The organism is Polynucleobacter sp. MWH-Adler-W8 (assembly GCF_001889925.1).
In the GTDB taxonomy this organism is placed as follows: Bacteria; Pseudomonadota; Gammaproteobacteria; order Burkholderiales; family Burkholderiaceae; genus Polynucleobacter.
Genome location: NZ_LZFI01000009.1, coordinates 44,138 through 63,761 on the forward strand (window position 1 = coordinate 44,138; position 19,624 = coordinate 63,761).

A 19,624-nucleotide genomic window follows, 5' to 3' on the forward strand; every position below is an offset into this window, starting at 1 on the left:
CCTATGATTTTGGCCTCCAAAGGGGGCTTATATTATGTAGCTGGTAACACCACTACTGCGCCATTGGTTGCGGTGAACTTCAATAACGTTGCCTCAGGTTTTACTTTTAACAGTGGCTCTGCAGGTTCTGGCATTTATGCTTTGTCAATCATTGGATCTAATTCAAATGGCATTACCTTAAATGCGGGCAATATCGTTTTATTAAGAAACTATATTGGCCTGAACTTAAGTGGTGCAGCTTCTGGCAATGCGAAGGATGGTATTTATATTGCAACCTCTTCTACTAACAACGTTATTGGCACAAACCCAAATAGTATCTCTGGTCTTTACTCTAATGTGATTTCCGGTAATACGCAGAATGGTATCCAGATCTATGGCAGCGCAGGCAACAAGATTCAATCCAATGCCATTGGTACCAATCCAGCAGGAACAGCAAAGATTGCTAACGGTTTCAACGGTATCTATGTAACTTATTATGCGGTTGATAACACCATTGGTGGAACTGCATATATCAATTCCGCTACAGGGCAAACTAATAATCCAACGGGCAACAAGGGTACAGTCCCAATCGTTTCTATTGCTCCGCCATTAGGTAATCTGATTTCCGGCAATTCGCTTAACGGGGTTTTAATTGATGGTGGTTCAGAGTTAACGGTGTTAAGTGGCAACTTTATCGGTACTAATAATGTTGGTACAGCAGCTGTGGGCAACACCTTGGATGGTGTATTAATTCGCAATGCGAATAACAATCAACTGATTGGTTGTACTTTTGAAGACAACCCATTTATTTATTACAACGTATTGAGTGGTAATGGAGGCAATGGTTTGCATATAGCCGACTCCAATGCAATTTTGGTTCAGGCTAACTTTTTTGGTGCTGGTGCAAATAATGCATCCATGGTTCCAAATGGCGGCCACGGCATCTTAGTTGACGGCAGCTCTGCAGGAGTTCAGGTTGGCGGTGTAATCCCGCTTGGTAACGTGTCAGCCGGCAATACACTTGATGGTATTAAGGTTTCAGGAACTGCTAGTGGCTTCACCACCTTCAATATGTTTGGTGGCTTGTACGCCTTTCAGGGCGCTGCTCCGAATGGTGGAAACGGGATCACAATTGATTCTACTGGCGGCTCCAATTTAGTTCGCACTAACGTATTCTCTGGAAATATGCATCATGGTATTGAGATTTCCGGAAACGCATCTGGTGTTACTATCGATCCTAACGTGGTTGGTTTGAATACTGAAGGTACTGGTGCTCTTGCTAATGGTCCTGGCGCAAATGGTGCTGGTAACGGCGGTAGCGGGGTTTACATTGCGGGAACTGCCCATGGAAACTATATAGGCGGTTACAACAATTCTGTTATTCCGCAAAACACCTTCTCTGGCAACGCAAGATACGGAATTGAAATTGTCGGTACTGCAAATAGCAATACTGTATTTAACTCCGTAATTGGCCTTGGAACCACTCAGGTTTCTGCTTTTGGTAATGGACTGGGTGGTGTTTATATTGGCGGAGGAAGTAACAATAACTCTGTTATCGCCTATACACCTTCCAGTTCATATACTGCAATGTCTAGTGTAATCAGCGGAAATACAGGGGATGGTGTTCTTATTGCTGATACTGCATTTAATAATACTGTTCAAGGAAATTATTTTGGTTATGGTAAGCGTTCTATTGTCGGTAATTTGGTTGCGGGGCTGTTTCCCAATTCACTACTTCCGGTTCATGTAACGAGCTCTGGCTCGGGGAATGTGACCACCCCGAACAACCCTTAATATGAGGATTAGTCTAAAACTTACTTAAGTTGCCGTTGATTTATAAAAGCCAGCCAGTCTTTGACTGGTTGGCTTTTTTATTTCCTGGCATGCCAATATGAAAGAGATTGTGTCATGACAAAACTCATCATTTATTTATTAGTAATCGCAGAATTCTCTAGTTTTGCTTTCGCACAAATGCCGCCCCCAATGATGCCTCCTCAAGGAATGCAGCAGGGCATGCCTAGATCACCTCAAGGGGGTCCAGTTGGCTCAGGAGGCATGATGCGCGATGATCCTCATGGACCCGTTGACCAAAAGTCGTGGTCTTGGAGTGACGCCAGACCAATTTAGAGCTTGCTTTAGTGATGTCAATCCTGCACCCCAAGGGACATTACCGGGTTCCAATCAGAAGCACGCCAATAAGCAAGTTCTCTTAAGCTGCCTCCAGCGTGCAAATCCGGGTATTACCAATGACAGCCTAGATGCAGTGATGGACCAATATAGGCCTGGGGGCAGGGCGGCTCAGTAATTTGGGCGTCCTAAGATAGAATCAATCTATCCCTCATCTTTTAGGCGGCATTGAAAATGGTAAGTCATTACTTAGTGGTTTTTCTAGGCCTGATGTTAGCGGCCTGCTCAACACCAGTCAGTCAGTTTGGTGTGTACAGGCAATCAGATGGCACGGTTGGTGTTCATGCGCCCAAAGATGCAAAAGAAAATGAAGCCCAGGAAGTGGCATTAGAGGAGTGTAAAAAGGAAGGGAAGAGAACTGCGACGATTCTAGAAAGCAGAAAAACGGTCAATGACCGTTTTCCCTTAACTTATATCTACCTTTGCAGATAGTGACGATTAGTTAAATCGCTATTGATTAGTGCTTAGCTAAGCAACCACTTCTTAATCGACTTATTGACACACATCGCATCTAAAGCAAGGCCAAAGAACTCAGAACCATTGGTAACCATGCTTTCGATTGCTTCCACTTTGCCAGACTTGATGCCACGCAAATAGGTTGCAGCACGGTAGCGCAAGAAGTGCTCAGTTTCACCATTTTCATTCTCGGTTGGGCAGATTTCTAGGCTGCCATAGCGAGTTTCTGGGTTAATGTTGAGAACGGCTAGGCTTAAAGCCCCAACCAATTTCTCAGGCACTGGGATAGGCACATAGGAGTAGAGGGAGATCATCATTTCCTCTTCATCTACTTCAATGATGTGATCAATATCCAGCACATCTTTTTCGGTTAACTCTGTCTCGCCAGAATCGCCACCACCAAATGTGGATTCAAACTGCAACATAGCAGTATTGCTTCCTTTGGAGATCTCGATCATGTCAGGGTAGCCAAGCAAACCTTTCCACCAATACATCAGCGAGAAAGTGCAGGGCTTTACTTCAACCAATCCCTTGTTAGTAGACTTTGCAAAATACAGGCCGTAAAACTCATCATCTTGCTCTAGACCATATTGGTCAACTTTAGGTGATTTAGATGAAGCAGGTTTTGCAGTCTTCTTGGCAACTTTCTTCGCTGCTGGCTTTTTGGCCGCAGGTTTCTTTGACGCTAATTTTTTAACTGCTACTTTTTTGGTAGCAGGCTTCTTTGCGGCCACTTTCTTGGCTGCTGGTTTTTTCACTACCTTTTTGACTGTCTTTTTGCTTGCTACTTTTTTAGCGGCAACCTTCTTGACAGCTTTTTTTACAGGGGCTTTTTTTACCACCTTGGTAGCTACTTTCTTTTTTGCTGGAGACTTCTTTGTAGCCATGGTTTATCACCCTTCTTTCGGTAGTTATCGTGCTTAAGGCACTATCTGATATTACTGCAAATTCTCTCGGGAATTCGCTTTTTCTATATGGGGTTTCTCCTGCGGATTGCAAGGGCGGGGATGAAATAAATAGATGGCGGAAGGCATTGTTCTTGGGATACGGGGTTGCTACACTAAAAGCGTGAATTTTTGTGCAACCTAAATATCAAGAGGACCTATGTTTCCTGAATATCGCGAACTCATCACCAAGTTGAAAACGTCAGATCGTCATTTCTCGCATTTATTTGATAAGCACAACAATTTAGATCAAAAGATCCAAAGAATGGAGTCCCATTCAGAGCCGAGTACCCCAGAAGAAATCGAGACCTTGAAAAAGGAAAAACTCCTTTTAAAAGACCAGATTTATGCCGTCTTAAAGAAGGCTAGTAGTTAAGCTCCTGGTGAATTAGAAAAGCCTAGATGCAAAATGCTTCTAGGCTTTTTTCAGGAAGCAGGCTTTGAGTAGCATATTGCCTGCTTCTGTTTTGCAGTCGACTTCGTGATCACCTGATACCAGGCGTATCCCTTTAATCTTGGTGCCGACCTTCAGGGTGGTTGAAGAGCCTTTAACCTTGAGGTCTTTGATGAGGGTGACTGTATCGCCATCTACTAGAAGATTGCCATTGGCATCTTTGACAATGAGCCCAGCCTCAGCCTCTTCTAAAGCAGTAGCCAAAGGCCATTCATGGCCACACTGGGCGCAAACATAATTTTCCCCATCGGGGTAAGTCATATCTTCCTGGCAGGCAGGACACTTCGGTAGATTATCTGTGCTCATCACTTCATTTTAGTCTAGGGGTGATGGTCTTGGCTCATATCTAGTACTCGATTTAGAATGGGTAGGTGAACAAAACCCTGAAGATTTCTCTTATTGCTCTGGTAGGCTGTCTTGCCCTAGTGGGTTTGGGCGCATGGTACGCATCATCTTTTATAAATCCTGCTCAGGTAACCAAGCTTCTGAGTTCTTCGGTCAAAGATGCAACTGGGCGTGAGTTGAAAATCGCCGGTCCAGTAAGTCTGAGTCTTTTCCCATCAATTAGCGTAAAAGCCGAACAGGTGTCTTTGAGCAATGCCTCATGGGCAAGCAATCCTGATATGTTTGTATTCAAGCAGATTGAATTAGATATTAGGATACTTCCGCTTCTGAAAGGTAGCGTTGAAATCAGTAGAATCGGTGTAAGAGGACTAGAGGCGAACTTACAAACCAATAAGGCTGGGGAGGGTAATTGGAATCTCACTCCGCCTACGATAGTTGCCAGTGGGTCGGCAACACAGTCTGTAACTAGCGATTCTTCTAGTAATGCCCTTGTCTCCATTAAAACTCTTGATGTCGTAGATGCTCGTATCAATTATCAAGACGGAGAAAAAGCAGCCAGCCCGATTGGCATTCCTAAACTTTCTTTAGATGCCGGTGACGGGAAGTCTACGATTCTGGTAGATGTTCAGCGCGCTAACTACACCCTGAATCTAAAGGGTAAAACAACTTCACTGCGTAATGCTTACTTCGCTTGGAATCAATCTCCAGTAAACCTAGATCTCGATTTAGTTCTAACCTTAAACGGTAAGTCGCTTGCGATTACGGGCGACATTGATAAAAAGCCAGATCTATTACCAAAATTCAATATCAATCTCAATTCAAAGTCCTTTGATTTAGCGCCTTTAGCGGGTTCTGTTGTTATTGCTGGAGCAGCTGGAAAAACTTCCTCGGCTTCGACACATAAAGTCCAAGGAAAATATTTATTCTCCGATGACGCGCTGCCTTTTGATCTTTTACCTTTAGCTGATGGCTCGGTCAACATTAATATTGCTGAGCTTGGGATTCCGCATCAGGCGCCGTTTACTAACTTCAAAACGACACTCCAATTTCAGAAAGATAGGATTGATGCGAGCGATGTCAGCTTTAATGTTGGCAAGGGAAGCGCCCAAGCGCAGCTCTCTATTACTCAGTTTGCCAGCCCTGCGCCCAAGGTTTCTCTTAAAGGTGTTGCCAAAGACTTTACCTTGGAACAAATTATTGCCGTCACTGATTCGGGCGCCAGGGTTTCTGGTGGCGATACGAAATTAGCCTGGAACTTACAGGGAAGTGGTGTGAGTCCACATCAAATCGCTAGTCGAGCCATTGGGGCTATTCAGGTTTCAGTAGGGCAAAGTAAATTAGATTCGAAGTTCATCAATAAAGGCGGGGACTTTGTCATCACTGTAATAGATGCAATTAATCCGATGTATAAGAAATCTAATCAAACTACTTTGAATTGTGCTGTTGCCTACTTACCCATCAATAGTGGGCTGGTAAATATTCAGAATTCAGTTGGCATTGAGACGGATCGTCTTGACATCACCCTAGCGGGCTCGATCAATCTTGCCAGCGAGGCTCTCAATATCAGTATTAATCCAAGAGAAAAATCAGGCCTGACAACGGGCTTGGATCTGGCCGGACTTGTAAAGATTGAGGGTACATTACAAAACCCGCAAACTGGGGTGAATAAGGCAGGGGTGGTGAATAGCGCCGTCTCTATTGGATTGGGTTTCTTAACCGGCGGTATTAGTATCGCAGCGGAGAATGCTAAATCATTGGCGACCAAGTCGCAGCCATGTAAAACAGCGCTGCACTCTTGGTCTGATATCTATCCTGCTAGCAAGTAAGCCTAGCGAAGCTCGTAAATCAGCTTCTTAAAAAACTAAGCCGCTGACAAAGAGGCTAAATAAAGAAATAAAGATGCTGGCAAAGAATGCGGTCCAGAAGCTGGAGATCGTAAAGCCACTCACCACTGCAGAAACCAGCATCAATACCAAGGCATTAATCACGAGCAAGAAGAGGCCCATGGTTACTACCGTTAATGGTAACGTGAAAAGAACGAGCAAAGGCTTAACGATCGCATTAGCAAATCCTAAGAGGAGGGCAGCAATTAATAATGAGCCGCCATCCGCAAAGCGCAAGCCACTAAAAATATAACTGGCAACCCAAAGGGATAAAGAAGTTAAGCCCCACTGGACTAGAAATAGAGTTAAGTTACTCATGGATGATTCCTTTGCTGGTGTTGAAAGGGGTTTATGCCTAGTGACTATATTAGCAGTTGATTAATAGTGCGGGGGGATTTCATCCTGAGAACTTGCGCCGCCGCCTCCACCGCTGCTGGCTTGTTCTTTAATTGCCTTTAATTCGCGATACAGAAATTCGATTTGCTGTTGCTGTTTATAGACGGTCTCATTGAGTTTTTCAATTAAGTCTTCCGTGAAGCTCAATTTGATTTCTAGATTAGTGATGCGTTCTTCTGACATAACTTACTTTCTATTCTGAGATAAGCTCAAATCGCCCATCTTCCATTTCTGCTTTGGGTCTAATCCAAAAATCATGCGATTGCATGGATTCGTAAACATAAGCTGGCTCCAGATTTGCCTCTACGTTAGCCAAGAAGGCCACCTTATAAAATCCACCAGTCTTAATGTGGCGCAATCTACTGCCTGGCTTAAATAGGCCATCGTCAGGATCAGCCATTTTGGGTTTACTCATGTCAACAATGCACTTTCTCGGTATGATCTAGCGATGGCAAATTCCATCCCATACTCCATTCTAGATATATCTCCGATTCCTCAGGGTTTTACTGCTGCCGATGCACTGCGCAACTCCTTGGATGTGGCAAGGCATGCCGAAAAATGGGGCTATACCCGCTATTGGGTAGCAGAGCATCACAATATGACGGGCAATGCGAGCTCTGCAACTGCAGTTTTGATTGGCTATATTGCTGCTGGCACCTCCCATATCCGAGTGGGCTCTGGCGGCGTTATGTTGCCAAATCATGCTCCTTTAGTAATTGCTGAGCAATTTGGCACCCTAGAAGCTTTATACCCAGGAAGAATTGAGCTTGGCTTGGGTCGTGCACCTGGTACCGATCAAATGACTGCCAGGGCATTGCGCAGGGATTTATTGGGTAGCGATGATCGTTTTCCACAGGATGTCCGTGAGTTACAGCATTATTTTGGCCCGTTACAAGAAGGGCAATCTGTAAAGGCGATACCAGGGGTCGATAGCAATGTTCCGATCTGGATTTTAGGTTCTAGTTTGTATGGAGCTCAATTAGCCGCTCACTTTGGCTTACCTTATGCCTTCGCTTCTCACTTTGCGCCAGAGCAACTTTTAGAGGCAATGAAGATTTATCGTGAGCTCTTTAAGCCATCGGCACAACAAGATAAACCCTATTCAGCATTTGTGATGAATGTAGTTGCAGCAGATACAGATGAAGAAGCTCAACATCTATTTACTACACTGCAACAGAATGTTGTCAGAATGCGGCGCAATACCCGCGGGCAATTACCACCCCCAATTACTGACATGAATGAATTTTGTGAGCCTCATGAACTAGCAGCGGCAGATCATACCTTGCAGGTTTCAGTAGTGGGTTCGCTAGAGACGGTAAAGCGGGGGATTCGTCGTTGGTTGGATCTTACTGGCGCAAACGAAATCATCTTGACTGGGCAAATTTTCGATCATCAGGCTCGTCTCAGATCTTTTGAGATTGCCGCACAGGCCGCGCAAAGCCTATAAGATCGCTGCGTTGTAATCTGCGGTAATGAATACTTGTTCTTTTGCAGCATGATTCGCAAATCGCAGCACTGCATTGTCTTTGCTGATTAAGAAGCAGGGCTTTGCAGTGTAAGCAAGGTCTAAAAAGACTTGATCATCTGGGTCTTGGCATATCCAGGGGGCTTTGGCCAAGTTTTTATCATCCATCAATCTTGCTAAACCATGCCATTGCTGGCGAATTTGCTCTTGTTGCACTTCATCGAGCGAAAACAGAGGGCGAGCAATCACATCAGCAAATTCTTCTAAAGTGTTTGGAGTTGCGAGCGCATCTATTTTGCCTTCGATCAGCGTTTGCTTTAAATGAAGCGCTCTAAAGTCATTAAAGACAAAAAGATCTAGCAAGACATTGGTATCGAAAACTACTACCTTCATTTTTAAGGCCTATTGATTGTTGCGCCAAATCTCTGGAGTAATGGTGACCTGCCCTTTATCAGAGGAGACGTAAGCTTCACCATCTTGAACATTGACATGGATCACCATGCTGCGCTCAACCAACTTGTTCAGCTCTTCCGCTTGTTCTGCTGGTATAGCGATTATTTGTAAATTGCGAGCACGAGTGAGTTTGTTAGCAATGCCATCCCACCAGATTTTGCTGGTATGTCCGCCATAGCAATAGACAATTACTTGATCAGCACGACCACAGGCTTTCAGAATACGACGCTCGTCTGGTTGGCCGATTTCAATCCACAACTTGATTGCATCGGTAAGATCTTTAATCCACAGATCGGGTTCATCGGTATCACTCAAACCCTTTGTAAACGCTAGATCCTCATTTGCCTGCAATGCAAAGGCGATGATGCGGACCATCATGCGCTGCTCAGTCTCAGAAGGGTGCTTAGCAATAGTTAACGAATGACTGCCATAGTAATGGCGATCAGAATCTGCGACATGAAGGTCGGCTTTGTGGATAGTTGCGCGTAGAGCCATGACCTATTATCGCCTTTATGAACCAACTCCTGGCCTGAGTGAGCTCATAACCAGTATTATTTGGCTTGAGGCTCATGATGAGCCTAGAAATGCCTCAAATTACTGTGTACCGTAAAACCCATGATCCGTATTACTGAATTACGTCTACCAATTGACCACGCTCCAGAATCTTTGGAGAAGGCGATATTGAAGCGTCTCAATCTAGATGCCAAAGACTTAATACGATTTGAGGTCTTTAAGCGTAGTTACGATGCTCGAAAGAACGTCGCCCTCTCTTTTATCTATACGGTTGACTTATCTGCAAAGCATGAAGAAGTTCTTCTGAAGCAATTTGCTGGAGACATTCATGTAAGACCATCCCCGGATACGAGCTACCACTTTGTAGCAAAAGCCCCTGAAACTATAGACTCTGGTAAAGCGCTGCGTCCAGTAGTCATTGGATTTGGCCCATGCGGTATTTTTGCCGCTCTAGTGTTAGCGCAAATGGGTTTTAAGCCAATTGTCCTTGAGCGCGGCAAGAAAGTTCGCGAACGCACTCAAGATACTTGGGGCTTGTGGCGTAAGAATGTTTTAAATCCAGAATCCAATGTGCAATTTGGAGAGGGAGGGGCTGGTACGTTTTCAGATGGCAAGTTGTACAGCCAGATCAAAGATCCTAAGTTTTATGGACGCAAGGTCATTCATGAGTTTGTGAAAGCTGGCGCTCCTGCAGAAATTACGTATGTAGCCAAACCCCACATCGGCACCTTCCGCCTGGTTGGCGTGGTGGAGAAGATGCGTCAAGAAATTATTGACTTAGGTGGTGAGATTCGGTTCTCGCAAAAAGTAATTGGCTTTGATATTGAGAGTGAACAAATTACCGGGGTCAAGATTGAGGGGCAGGCAGATCTACCTGCCAACCATGTCATCTTGGCTTTGGGACACAGTGCGCGGGATACCTTTGAAGCCTTGCATCATGCTGGCGTCTTCATGGAAGCTAAACCCTTTTCTGTTGGTTTTCGGATTGAGCACCCACAATCTCTGATCGATAAAGCACGCCTGGGTCCTCATGCTGGCAATGAGTTAATTGGCGCGGCAGATTACAAATTAGTCCATCACGCCAAAAATGGTCGTTCCGTCTATAGTTTTTGCATGTGCCCCGGAGGGACAGTAGTCGCTGCTACCTCCGAACCGAATCGAGTCGTAACCAATGGCATGAGCCAATATTCTCGTAATGAACGAAATGCCAATGCAGGCATCGTTGTTGGCATTACGCCTGAGGATTACCCGGGTGGCCCATTAGCAGGCATTGAGTTTCAGCGTGCTATTGAATCAAAGGCTTTTGAATTGGGTGGTAGAACTTATGAAGCGCCGGGTCAGCTGATTGGCGATTTCTTAGAAGGGAAGGCTTCCACTCAGTTTGGTGGCGTGATGCCGTCGTATAAGCCCGGCGTTCATTTAACGGATCTGGCAGAAAGCTTGCCCGCTTATGCCATTGAGGCGATTCGTGAGGCGATTCCTGCTTTTGAGAAGCAAATTAAAGGCTTTTCTATGAAAGATGCCGTTTTAACTGGTGTGGAGACGCGCACTTCCTCTCCTTTGCGAATTACTCGAGACGCGAACTATCAGAGTCTGAACATTAAAGGTCTTTACCCAGCAGGCGAGGGCGCAGGTTATGCGGGTGGAATCTTGTCTGCAGGAGTTGATGGGATTAAAGTAGCAGAAGCAGTGGCGTTAGACTATCTGTCAAAGTAAATACCCCATAAGAATCCTATGAACTCTGTAGTAACTCTTTCATCAGCCGAAGAAAATGAAGTGCTTTTTCATCCTGAGCTGTTGAAAAAGTTTGATATCAATGGGCCGCGTTATACGTCCTACCCCAGTGCTGATCGATTTCATGGGGACTTTTCTGAAGCTGATTATCTTGAGGCATTGGAGCGGGTAGCTCAAGCGAATGAGCCGCTGTCCTTATATTTCCACTTACCATTTTGTCCCAATATTTGTTATTACTGCGGCTGCAACAAGATCATCACCAAGGATCATGGGCGTAGCGCCAAATACATCAAATATCTCGCTAAAGAAATGGCCATGGTTACTAAAGCCATGAGTGCTCAGAAAAAGATTCCCGTTACACAATTGCATTGGGGTGGTGGCACGCCTACTTTTCTATCGCATGAAGAGATGACTGAGTTGATGCAGCACACTCGCGAGTATTTTGAGCTACTGCCTGGCGGTGAGTATTCAATTGAGATAGATCCGCGCCGTGTTATTGAGCAAGATATTGCACTCTTGGCTGAATTGGGCTTTAACCGTATTAGCTTGGGCGTTCAGGATTTCAATTTGGCAGTTCAAGAGGCAGTACATCGCGTGCAGACTATTGAGGAAACCCAAGCAGTTATGGATTGGTCTAGAAAGTATGGGTTTAAATCCAGAAGCGTTGACTTGATCTATGGCCTACCAAAGCAAACGCCAGAGACTTTCAAGGAAACGGTTGATGCGGTCTTGGTAATGAACCCCGATCGTCTCTCTGTCTATAACTACGCACACTTGCCGCATATTTTCAAGCCGCAACGCCGTATTGCTGAAGCTGACTTGCCTGCGGCAGCAGATAAGCTGGATATTCTCTCCAATACCATTGCACGCTTAGGTGAGGCGGGGTATGTCTTTATTGGTATGGACCATTTCGCTAAACCAGATGATGAATTAGCTATTGCCCAAATAGAGGGCAAGTTGCATCGCAATTTCCAAGGCTACTCCACTCAGGCAGAATGCGATCTTCTGGCATTTGGAATCTCTTCTATCGGTAAAGTCGATGATTGCTACTCTCAGAATGTCCGAACTTTGGATGAATATTACGAGGCGTTAGATGCGGGTCACTTACCGGTGCTTCGAGGTTTACGTCTTGATGAAGACGATCTGATGCGCCGTGAGTTAATTGGTGAGTTGATGTGCCAATTTGCCTTAGACACCAAAGCTTTTGCGACATCACATCAAATTGAATTCTCAAATTACTTTAAGACGGAAATAGAAGAGATCAAGAGTCTAGAGGAGGCTGGTCTCCTCAACTGGGAGGGTGAAAGTATTCTGGTTCCCACCAAAGGTCGTCTCCTTGCTAGGCGGGTAGCCATGACTTTTGATCGGCACCTCAGAGAGTCTCAAGCCAAAGGGACCTATTCCAAGGTTCTGTAAGGGTAAGTCTGAGGTAATTTGATCTAGATCAAATAAGCCCAAAAACTCTGTTGCTTTTTAACCAATAAAAAATCTCCAGCCTCAGTCAATTTGATTTACATCAAATTGCACTCCCTTCATCAATTCGAAAATGATTTCATCGAAATTGATAAGAAAAAGGGAAACCATCATGCGTATTAAGACACTCGTAGCAGCAATGGCTGCTGTAGCATCCTTAGCCCCAATGGCGGCTCAAGCTCAAGCTGAAGAAAATCCATGGATGGTTAGAGTTCGTGCTGCAGATTTGCTATTTCAAAATGGCCAATCTGGTATTGCTCAAAGTGCTAACTTGAAGGCTCAGAATCGTTGGATTCCAGAGTTTGATGTTTCATATTTCTTTACTAAAAATATTGCCGCTGAATTAGTATTAACTTGGCCACAGCAAATTAATATTTACGGTAATCTAGGCGCTGGCCAACAAAACGTAGGCAAAATCACTGCATTACCTCCATCTTTGATCGCCCAGTATCACTTCACAGATTTAGGTGCAATTAAGCCATACATTGGCGCTGGTATTAACTACACTATCTTCGGTAATCGCCAAAATTTCCCAGCAGCATCTAACTCTGTACAGGTTGAACCATCAAGCGTAGGTTTTGTAGGTCAAGTTGGTGCTGACTACATGCTTGATAAAAATTGGGGCTTAAACCTTGATCTCAAGTATGTAACGATGGCTACTAATGTTCAAGCAGTAGCTGGCGGCGCAAACCTTGGAAAATTGACATTGAATCCTTGGATTCCAGCGGTTGGTGTGACTTACAGGTTCTAAGAATTTAGTTCTTAGGTATTGAGGTAGAGCTCCTAAGGGGCTCTATTTTTTTCTCAACTTTATTGAATCAAGTCATCAATTAGCTTTTCAAATGCAGCTTCGTTCAAAACGAAGTTATCAAATCGATGCAATGAGAGGTGGCTTGGCGGTTCAGTCCTGCGCTTAGCATATTGCTCCCAGTGAGCAAGTTTCCACTCATCTCTTGGGTCAGCTCTTACCTCCATCCGTTTTTTGGCCTCACGCTCCTCTAGATCAATCCAGGCAACCTGAATTGAAGTCAGTGCTGGCACCCCCAATTTTTGCGCGTCAAACATCTTGCCACTCTGAATCTCCTTCGAGAATGGGCCGATCAGAATGACATTAACCCCTAAAAGCAAATTCTCTCTGGCAATATCAATGAGACCTTTGTATTCCCAATCGCGCAGGTTCTCAAGGTAGAAGGGGCTGTCGCGATCATTCGGGTTTTGAGTGGTGAGGCCCATGACGTGGGCACTGAAGGTGCCATAAACGGTGTCTTTGTCTAAAAAGAAAAAATCTTCCCCAGTTTTCTCAATGATCAGAGGTAAAGCCTTTTTGGCTAGAGTCGACTTTCCTGTGCCGGCATGTCCTGCAAAGAGGATCAGGCGGGGCGCAGAGGGGGTTAATTTACAGACCATAAGTAGCTAGTCTCGCAGAAATAAGTGGAAATATCTCCTCTTTTAGGGAAGTGACGATAATGTCGCCATGGCTTTAATCGTACTCACTGATGCAAAACTGGCTTTTGGCCACGTTGACCTCCTCGCAAACACCGCTTTTTCACTGGAATCCGGTGAACGTGTTGGCTTAATTGGCCGCAATGGCACTGGTAAATCTTCCTTGTTGAAGATATTGGCCGGTATAGAAAAAATGGATGATGGCCTGTTGCAATATCAGCAAGGCCTCAGAATTGCTTATGTTCCTCAAGAGCCTATATTTGAGGCGGAAGAGACTATCTTCGAGTCAGTATCCAAAGGCGTTGCTCAAGCTAAGGCCTTGCGCGAGGAATATGAGGCTCTCAGCGTTGGTGAGTGGGATGATGCTTCCCATGATCGACTTGACGAAGTGCAGTCGCAATTAGAGGCTTTGAGTGGTTGGAATTGGGAGCAACGTGTTCATGAGACATTAGATCGTTTGCATTTAGAGGCTGATCTCAAAATCAATACACTTTCTGGCGGTACTAAGAAGCGGGTTGCCTTAGCGCGTGCTTTAGTTGAGATGCCTGACGTGCTGCTACTTGATGAGCCAACCAACCATTTGGATTTAGATTCGATTGCATGGTTAGAGGAATTGCTCAAAGAGTATCAAGGCTCAGTAATTTTGATTACCCATGATCGCGCCTTCTTGGATAACGTCTGCACCCAGATTGTTGAGCTCGATCGCGGTATTTTGCGCAGTTACCCTGGTAACTTTACGCAATATGAAGTTTTAAAAGAACAAGAACTAAATTCTGAATCTTTAGCTAATGCTCGTGCTGATAAATTATTGGCGCAAGAAGAGGTCTGGATTCGTAAAGGGGTTGAGGCACGCCGCACTCGAAGCGTTGCCCGAATTGCCCGTTTAGAAAAATTACGGAGTAGCCGTGCCGAACGCAGAGATGCGATGGGGCAGGTGAAGTTGGCTGTTTCTGCTGGAGATCGAAGCGGCAAGATTGTGGCTGATCTTCAAAACGTTAGTAAAACCTATGATCGTCCGATTGTGAAAGATTTCACAGCAACGATTTTGCGCGGCGATAAGGTTGGTTTGCTGGGTCCTAATGGCGCAGGTAAAACAACTTTGCTCAAATTGATTTTGGGAACTATTGCGCCAGACTCCGGCACTGCAACTATGGGTACACGTATTGAGGTGGCTTACTTCGACCAAATGCGCGAAGGGTTAGATCTGAACGCTTCACTGGAAGATTACATTAGCCCAGGTAGTGAGTGGATAGAAATCAATGGCAATAAAAAGCACGTTAAGAGTTACCTGAGTGATTTCTTATTTGCTCCTGAGAGAACTAATTCCCCGGTAAGTACTTTGTCAGGCGGTGAGCGTAATCGTTTATTACTAGCACGCCTATTTGCGCGGCCTGCAAACGTCTTGGTCTTGGATGAACCAACTAACGACTTAGATATTGATACTTTAGATTTGCTTGAGCAACTCTTGCAAGACTATAAGGGCACGGTCTTCTTGGTCAGTCATGATCGTTACTTCCTAGATAACGTTGTTACTAGCATTATTGCCAACGAGGGTGATGGCTTCTGGCGTGAGTACGAAGGGGGTTATGAGGATTGGAAAATCCAGAAAGCGCGCTCAGACAAAATTCGTGCTGCCAATGGCAATGCCAACACAAAATCTGTAGATAAGCTTGAGGTCAAAGCAGAGGCAAAGGTAGAAGTTAAGGCAGAAGTTAAGCCTGTAGCTAAAAGTGGAGTTCAGAAACTCAATGGCAAAGAGCGCCAAGAACTGGAGGTTTTGCCATTACAGATCGAGACATTGGAAACTGAGCAAGCCGATATTGGTATTGCCATGAGCAATCCCGATCTCTATAAAAATGAACCTGAGTTGGCAGCGAGCATGCAAGCGCGCTTGAGTGAAATCACTGCTGACTTAGATCAAAAGCTGCAACGCTGGGAGCAGCTATTGAGTCGTTCAGAGTCTTAGTGCTATAGCCTAGTCGCGCGGTAAACGAGCGCGCAACTGGGCGATTTCATCAAGCAGGTCCAGCGCCAAGGCAACCCCAGGCACATTTAATTCGAGATCATGGGTGAGGTGCGCTGCGGTTTTTGCTCTTCGCAAAGAGTCGCCACTAAAGCGCCAATCCTGAGGTGAAGAGCCAGCTGGACTTAAAACACCTTCGGATACCCAAGTCATGATGAGATCTTCTGGTGTGCGGGATGCATGGGAGAGCTCCACAATGGTCATGTGCACCTCATTCTCTACAACAGCACCCTCAATCCAAGTGATATTAGTTTGTGTCATATCAATCATCCCTTCAAGTGTGTTCTAGGGTTGAAATCAAAAGCCTTCTCAAAGGTTTGATAGGCTTCTTTTTGTGATTCAGTATCAGCAGGAGGCAAGGCGATAGAAGGTACCGCATATAAATCACCTGGCTCTGAACTTGGTATGCCTTTACCTTTAAGGCGCATTTTTCGACCAGCAACAGTTCCTGCGGGGATCTTCAATTCTAAAGTGCTGCCTGCAGGAGTGGGGACGTTGACGGTAGTACCCAGTGCCGCTTCCCACGGTGCCAAAGGAATATCAATGAAGACATCTTTGCCTTCTACGCGATAAATGGCGTTAGGATGAAATTCAATTTCGAGATAGAGGTCACCAGCAGGGCCCTCGCCGACACCAGGACCACCTTGGCCAGAGAGTCGCAGATTTTGGCCAGCCTTAATGCCTTTAGGAATACTGACATCTAACTTGCGTTCTTGGGTGCTGACGTGGCCGCTCGCATCTTGCACGGGCATATGCAATGCAATAGTGCGCTTAGCTCCGTTATATGCATCAGCGAGATCAATCAAAATTTTGGCGTGATGATCTTGGCCTTTGAAATTCATGCCCTGACGAGGATTCCCGCTACGACCACCTTGGCGATGTTTTCCGCGACCGAACAGAGATTCGAAGAATTCACTCTGATCACCTTCAAAGCCACCACCATAACCTGGATGACCACCACCAAAACCGTCATCAGAATATTCAAAGCCTTCATTCCAATTTGGCGGAGGGGTAAAGTCTTGGCCGTTTTTCCAGTTCTCGCCAAAGCGATCGTAGGCTGCGCGTTTCTCAGTGTCCTTTAATACGGCATAAGCTTCGCCGATTTGCTTGAACTGCTCTTCAGCACCAGGCTCTTTATTAACATCTGGATGGAACTTGCGCGCCATCTTGCGATAGGCTGATTTAATCTCAGCTTCAGTGGCGCCACGAGCTACGCCAAGAGTTTCGTAGTAATCCCTAAATTTCATAAGCCTGTTTCAGTTCGGTTTCTGCCTGGGTTAAGCTAATAGGATTGATTCTACAGTTCTCTTAGCTCATTACACCAATTTGCCATGGAACAAATTCATAGTCTCCCAGGCCAAGAAGTTCGCTTTTGGAGGCCTCCCCGGAGGCGGTACGCAGAAATAACTCAAATATCCGTTGTCCCATTTCCTGGACGGATACCGTGCCGTCCAAAATCTCACCGCAATTGATATCCATGTCTTCAGTGAGGCGCTGATACATTGGGGTATTGGTGGCTAGTTTGATACAGGGCGCAGGCTTAGAGCCAAACATAGACCCGCGGCCGGTAGTAAAGGCAATCAGGTTGGCGCCTCCAGCAATCTGGCCGGTGGCCGATACAGGATCAAACCCCGGAGTATCCATAAATACGAAGCCTTTGGTGCTCACTGGCTCTGCATACTTATAGACTTCCATTAGAGGACCAGTGCCGCCTTTCATGGAGGATCCTAGAGATTTCTCAAAAATATTAGCGAGACCACCAATTTGATTGCCGGGACTTACTTGTCCGTTAATTTGCACATCTCTACCAACAGAGTATTCATCTTTCCACCAGCGAATTCGTTTAATGAGCTTTTCACCTACTTCTTTGCTAACAGCGCGACGGGTGAGGGTATGTTCCACGCCATAAATCTCTGGTGTTTCTGAAAGAATGCCAGTGCCACCATGACGGGACAAAATATCAATCGCTGCACCTAGTGCTGGATTGGCTGTGATTGAAGAAAAGCCATCGGAACCGCCACACTGCAAGCCAACAGTCAGGTGACTTGCTGACACTGTTTCCCGTTTTGCTTGATTAGCTGCAGGTAGAAGTGCTTTGACAGCTTCGATACCAGCCTCAATAGTTTTGCGCGTGCCACCCGATTCTTGCATGATGAAGGTGTGCAGAGTATTTCCTTCGGCCAGGTCTTCTTGCTCCATCAAGCCTTTTAGTTGATTACGCTCACAACCGAGACCCACAATCAGAGCGGCTGCTAGGTTAGGGTGACGAGCATATCCAGCCATAGTACGGCGAAGCAATTGCATTGGCTCACCACTCATTTCCATACCGCAACCGATGTCATGACTAAACGCCACGACTCCGTCTACATTGGGAAAATCTTTCAATCTTTCGGGGGTAAACCAAGCTGCAATTTTGTTCACAACGGTTGCCGAACAGTTTACTGTCGATAGAATGCCGATGAAATTACGTGTTCCTACTTTTCCATTGGGTCTGACATAGCCCTGGAAGGTAGCTCGTTGAGCTTCGGGCAACAATTGGGTCGGCTTATATTCGCTTGCATAAGCGTAGTCACGATCAAACTCGCGAAACTCAGTATTGTGACTATGCACCATCGTGCCGGGTTCGATGTCTGTATTAGCAAAGCCTACCGTCACGTTGTATTTCAGAATTGGCTCGCCCTTGAGGATCTTTTTGGTGGCAATCTTGTAGCCAGCAGGCACTTGGCTGCGACTTGTAAAATTCTCACTAGGAACTTCAGCGCCAATTCCAAGATCAACCCGGGCGACCACAATATTGTCATTAGGATGCAGGCGAATAATAGGACCGGCTAGTTTTTTTTCAGAGATTTCAATCATAGGTTTCTTTCGATTCAATAGTTTATTTATTCAGCAGTTGCGCCAGATTTCTTAACAATAGGGGCCCACTTAGCCACTTCGGACTTAATGTAGTCACCCAAATAGTTTGGGGTACTGGTGACCACTTCAAAGCCCTTGCCATTGATTTGCGCTTTGATTTCTGGATTGTTAAGCACGCTGATGAGTTGTGCATTCAGTTTATCGATAATCACTTTTGGTGTCTTTGCTGGTGCGACGATTGCGTATACAAGCTCAACTTCAAATTTAGGGATGTACTCTGAGATCGCCGGAATTTCAGGGGCGCTTGGAGAGCGTTTAAGGCTGGTAATTCCTAGTGGGATCAATTTTCCAGAACGCACATAGGGTAAAGCTGCAGGAGTACCGACAAGCGCAGTTTCAATTTGACCACCAAGTACATCAGTTAATGCTGGTGCGGCGCCCTTATAAGGCACATGCAGAATATCAGTTCCCGCTTGCGTATTAAACAGTTCACCACCTAGGTGAAGTGGTGTCCCAGCACCTGATGAGGCAAAGCTAACCTTATTAGGGTTGGCTTTCGCGTAGGCAATGAGTTCTGGAATTGTTTTGAAAGGTGCCGATGGGTTGGCTACAAATAATAGCGATGAAGATGCGACCAAGCTGACAGGAGCAAAATCTTTAACGAGGTTGTAGTTCAGTTTTTTGTAAAGCGTTTCGTTAATCGCTTGGGTGCCTACCATCATCAGAAAAAGGGTGTAGCCATCGGGTTTGGAATTGGCTGCATACTCAGCGGCAAGATTAGCGCCTGCGCCCGGCTTGTTTTCAATAATGATTGGTTGACCAAGGTTTTCGCCAAGTTTGGGAGTAAAACCTCTCGCCAAAACATCAGAAGGCCCACCCGCAGCAAATGGAACGATTAGCTTGATGGGTTGAGTAGGATAGCTCTGCGCCTGTATGCTATTGGTAAAGCCAATGCTAACTAGCGATAATGCAATAAAGATTTTTCTCATGTAATGTTCTCCGTATTCTTATTGTTTATTC

At 45.4% G+C, this 19,624-nt stretch carries 23 protein-coding genes; 11 read left to right on the forward strand and 12 right to left on the reverse strand.

Annotated features, from left to right (window positions below; all coding sequences use genetic code 11):
• The first annotated feature begins 3 nt into the window (after positions 1-3).
• From AOC28_RS10095 to AOC28_RS10105, 4 genes are all read left to right on the forward strand, one after another.
• The gene (locus AOC28_RS10095; RefSeq protein ID WP_072583851.1) at positions 4-1,773 is read left to right on the forward strand and encodes a right-handed parallel beta-helix repeat-containing protein; all 1,770 of its coding nucleotides are present in this window, start codon (positions 4-6) and stop codon (positions 1,771-1,773) included.
• Positions 1,774-1,887: 114 nt separating this feature from the next.
• Positions 1,888-2,106, forward strand: a complete 219-nt coding sequence (locus AOC28_RS10100; RefSeq protein ID WP_072583852.1) for a hypothetical protein — start codon at positions 1,888-1,890, stop codon at positions 2,104-2,106.
• Positions 2,054-2,284: a hypothetical protein gene (locus AOC28_RS11330; protein WP_143143932.1), complete on the forward strand. Its 231-nt coding sequence runs from the start codon at positions 2,054-2,056 to the stop codon at positions 2,282-2,284. The genes AOC28_RS10100 and AOC28_RS11330 overlap by 53 nt, the downstream gene beginning before the upstream one ends.
• A gap of 56 nt (positions 2,285-2,340) precedes the next feature.
• The gene (locus AOC28_RS10105; RefSeq protein ID WP_237767789.1) at positions 2,341-2,598 is read left to right on the forward strand and encodes a hypothetical protein; all 258 of its coding nucleotides are present in this window, start codon (positions 2,341-2,343) and stop codon (positions 2,596-2,598) included.
• A gap of 32 nt (positions 2,599-2,630) precedes the next feature.
• On the opposite strand, the gene AOC28_RS10110 is transcribed toward AOC28_RS10105, so the two are convergent.
• A complete protein-coding gene (locus AOC28_RS10110) occupies positions 2,631-3,509 on the reverse strand; it encodes a hypothetical protein (RefSeq protein WP_072583854.1) in 879 nt (292 codons plus the stop codon).
• Positions 3,510-3,726: 217 nt separating this feature from the next.
• On the opposite strand from AOC28_RS10110, the gene AOC28_RS10115 reads away from it, so the two are divergent.
• Positions 3,727-3,942, forward strand: coding sequence for a YdcH family protein (locus AOC28_RS10115; protein WP_072583855.1), 216 nt, complete (start codon positions 3,727-3,729; stop codon positions 3,940-3,942).
• Positions 3,943-3,981: 39 nt separating this feature from the next.
• Here AOC28_RS10115 and AOC28_RS10120 read toward each other — a convergent pair whose 3' ends face one another.
• A complete protein-coding gene (locus AOC28_RS10120) occupies positions 3,982-4,326 on the reverse strand; it encodes a zinc ribbon domain-containing protein YjdM (protein ID WP_072583856.1) in 345 nt (114 codons plus the stop codon).
• Positions 4,327-4,391: 65 nt separating this feature from the next.
• On the opposite strand from AOC28_RS10120, the gene AOC28_RS10125 reads away from it, so the two are divergent.
• Complete coding sequence (locus tag AOC28_RS10125; protein ID WP_072583857.1) at positions 4,392-6,191, forward strand: AsmA family protein; 1,800 nt, start codon at positions 4,392-4,394, stop codon at positions 6,189-6,191.
• A 27-nt stretch (positions 6,192-6,218) separates the two neighbouring features.
• Here AOC28_RS10125 and AOC28_RS10130 read toward each other — a convergent pair whose 3' ends face one another.
• From AOC28_RS10130 to AOC28_RS10140, 3 genes are read right to left on the reverse strand one after another with little or no spacing between them, the layout of a single operon-like run.
• Complete coding sequence (locus AOC28_RS10130; RefSeq protein ID WP_072583858.1) at positions 6,219-6,566, reverse strand: phage holin family protein; 348 nt, start codon at positions 6,564-6,566, stop codon at positions 6,219-6,221.
• Positions 6,567-6,626: 60 nt separating this feature from the next.
• A complete protein-coding gene (locus tag AOC28_RS10135; protein WP_072583859.1) occupies positions 6,627-6,827 on the reverse strand; it encodes a SlyX family protein in 201 nt (66 codons plus the stop codon).
• Between the two features lie 10 nt (positions 6,828-6,837).
• A complete protein-coding gene (locus tag AOC28_RS10140) occupies positions 6,838-7,059 on the reverse strand; it encodes a hypothetical protein (protein WP_072583860.1) in 222 nt (73 codons plus the stop codon).
• 33 nt (positions 7,060-7,092) lie between these two features.
• On the opposite strand from AOC28_RS10140, the gene AOC28_RS10145 reads away from it, so the two are divergent.
• The gene (locus tag AOC28_RS10145) at positions 7,093-8,091 is read left to right on the forward strand and encodes an LLM class flavin-dependent oxidoreductase (protein WP_072583861.1); all 999 of its coding nucleotides are present in this window, start codon (positions 7,093-7,095) and stop codon (positions 8,089-8,091) included.
• Here the strand turns inward: AOC28_RS10145 and AOC28_RS10150 are convergent.
• Positions 8,086-8,502: a putative toxin-antitoxin system toxin component, PIN family gene (locus tag AOC28_RS10150; protein WP_072583862.1), complete on the reverse strand. Its 417-nt coding sequence runs from the start codon at positions 8,500-8,502 to the stop codon at positions 8,086-8,088. The two genes, AOC28_RS10145 and AOC28_RS10150, sit on opposite strands and share 6 nt — an antisense overlap.
• A gap of 9 nt (positions 8,503-8,511) precedes the next feature.
• Positions 8,512-9,057, reverse strand: coding sequence for a YaeQ family protein (locus AOC28_RS10155; protein WP_072583863.1), 546 nt, complete (start codon positions 9,055-9,057; stop codon positions 8,512-8,514).
• A 120-nt stretch (positions 9,058-9,177) separates the two neighbouring features.
• Here AOC28_RS10155 and AOC28_RS10160 point away from each other — a divergent pair, with 120 nt between their 5' ends.
• From AOC28_RS10160 to AOC28_RS10170, 3 genes are all read left to right on the forward strand, one after another.
• Positions 9,178-10,791, forward strand: a complete 1,614-nt coding sequence (locus tag AOC28_RS10160) for an NAD(P)/FAD-dependent oxidoreductase (RefSeq protein ID WP_072583864.1) — start codon at positions 9,178-9,180, stop codon at positions 10,789-10,791.
• 18 nt (positions 10,792-10,809) lie between these two features.
• A complete protein-coding gene (hemN, locus tag AOC28_RS10165; protein WP_072583865.1) occupies positions 10,810-12,225 on the forward strand; it encodes an oxygen-independent coproporphyrinogen III oxidase in 1,416 nt (471 codons plus the stop codon).
• Positions 12,226-12,394: 169 nt separating this feature from the next.
• Positions 12,395-13,033: an OmpW family outer membrane protein gene (locus AOC28_RS10170; RefSeq protein ID WP_192846866.1), complete on the forward strand. Its 639-nt coding sequence runs from the start codon at positions 12,395-12,397 to the stop codon at positions 13,031-13,033.
• A gap of 59 nt (positions 13,034-13,092) precedes the next feature.
• On the opposite strand, the gene AOC28_RS10175 is transcribed toward AOC28_RS10170, so the two are convergent.
• Positions 13,093-13,689 carry an AAA family ATPase gene (locus tag AOC28_RS10175; protein WP_072583866.1) on the reverse strand — a complete coding sequence of 199 codons (597 nt, stop codon included), beginning with the start codon at positions 13,687-13,689 and terminating at the stop codon, positions 13,093-13,095.
• Between the two features lie 67 nt (positions 13,690-13,756).
• Here AOC28_RS10175 and AOC28_RS10180 point away from each other — a divergent pair, with 67 nt between their 5' ends.
• Positions 13,757-15,691 (forward strand): ATP-binding cassette domain-containing protein, encoded by a 1,935-nt coding sequence (locus AOC28_RS10180; protein WP_072583867.1) that lies wholly within the window; start codon positions 13,757-13,759, stop codon positions 15,689-15,691.
• 9 nt (positions 15,692-15,700) lie between these two features.
• Here the strand turns inward: AOC28_RS10180 and AOC28_RS10185 are convergent, their stop codons facing one another.
• From AOC28_RS10185 to AOC28_RS10200, 4 genes are all read right to left on the reverse strand, one after another.
• Complete coding sequence (locus tag AOC28_RS10185) at positions 15,701-16,009, reverse strand: chaperone modulator CbpM (protein ID WP_072583879.1); 309 nt, start codon at positions 16,007-16,009, stop codon at positions 15,701-15,703.
• Positions 16,010-16,014: 5 nt separating this feature from the next.
• The gene (locus AOC28_RS10190) at positions 16,015-16,995 is read right to left on the reverse strand and encodes a DnaJ C-terminal domain-containing protein (RefSeq protein ID WP_072583868.1); all 981 of its coding nucleotides are present in this window, start codon (positions 16,993-16,995) and stop codon (positions 16,015-16,017) included.
• Positions 16,996-17,056: 61 nt separating this feature from the next.
• A complete protein-coding gene (locus tag AOC28_RS10195) occupies positions 17,057-18,604 on the reverse strand; it encodes an altronate dehydratase family protein (RefSeq protein WP_072583869.1) in 1,548 nt (515 codons plus the stop codon).
• A gap of 26 nt (positions 18,605-18,630) precedes the next feature.
• On the reverse strand, positions 18,631-19,593 hold the full coding sequence (locus AOC28_RS10200; RefSeq protein WP_072583870.1) for a tripartite tricarboxylate transporter substrate binding protein: 963 nt from the start codon (positions 19,591-19,593) through the stop codon (positions 18,631-18,633).
• Between the last annotated feature and the right edge of the window lie 31 nt (positions 19,594-19,624).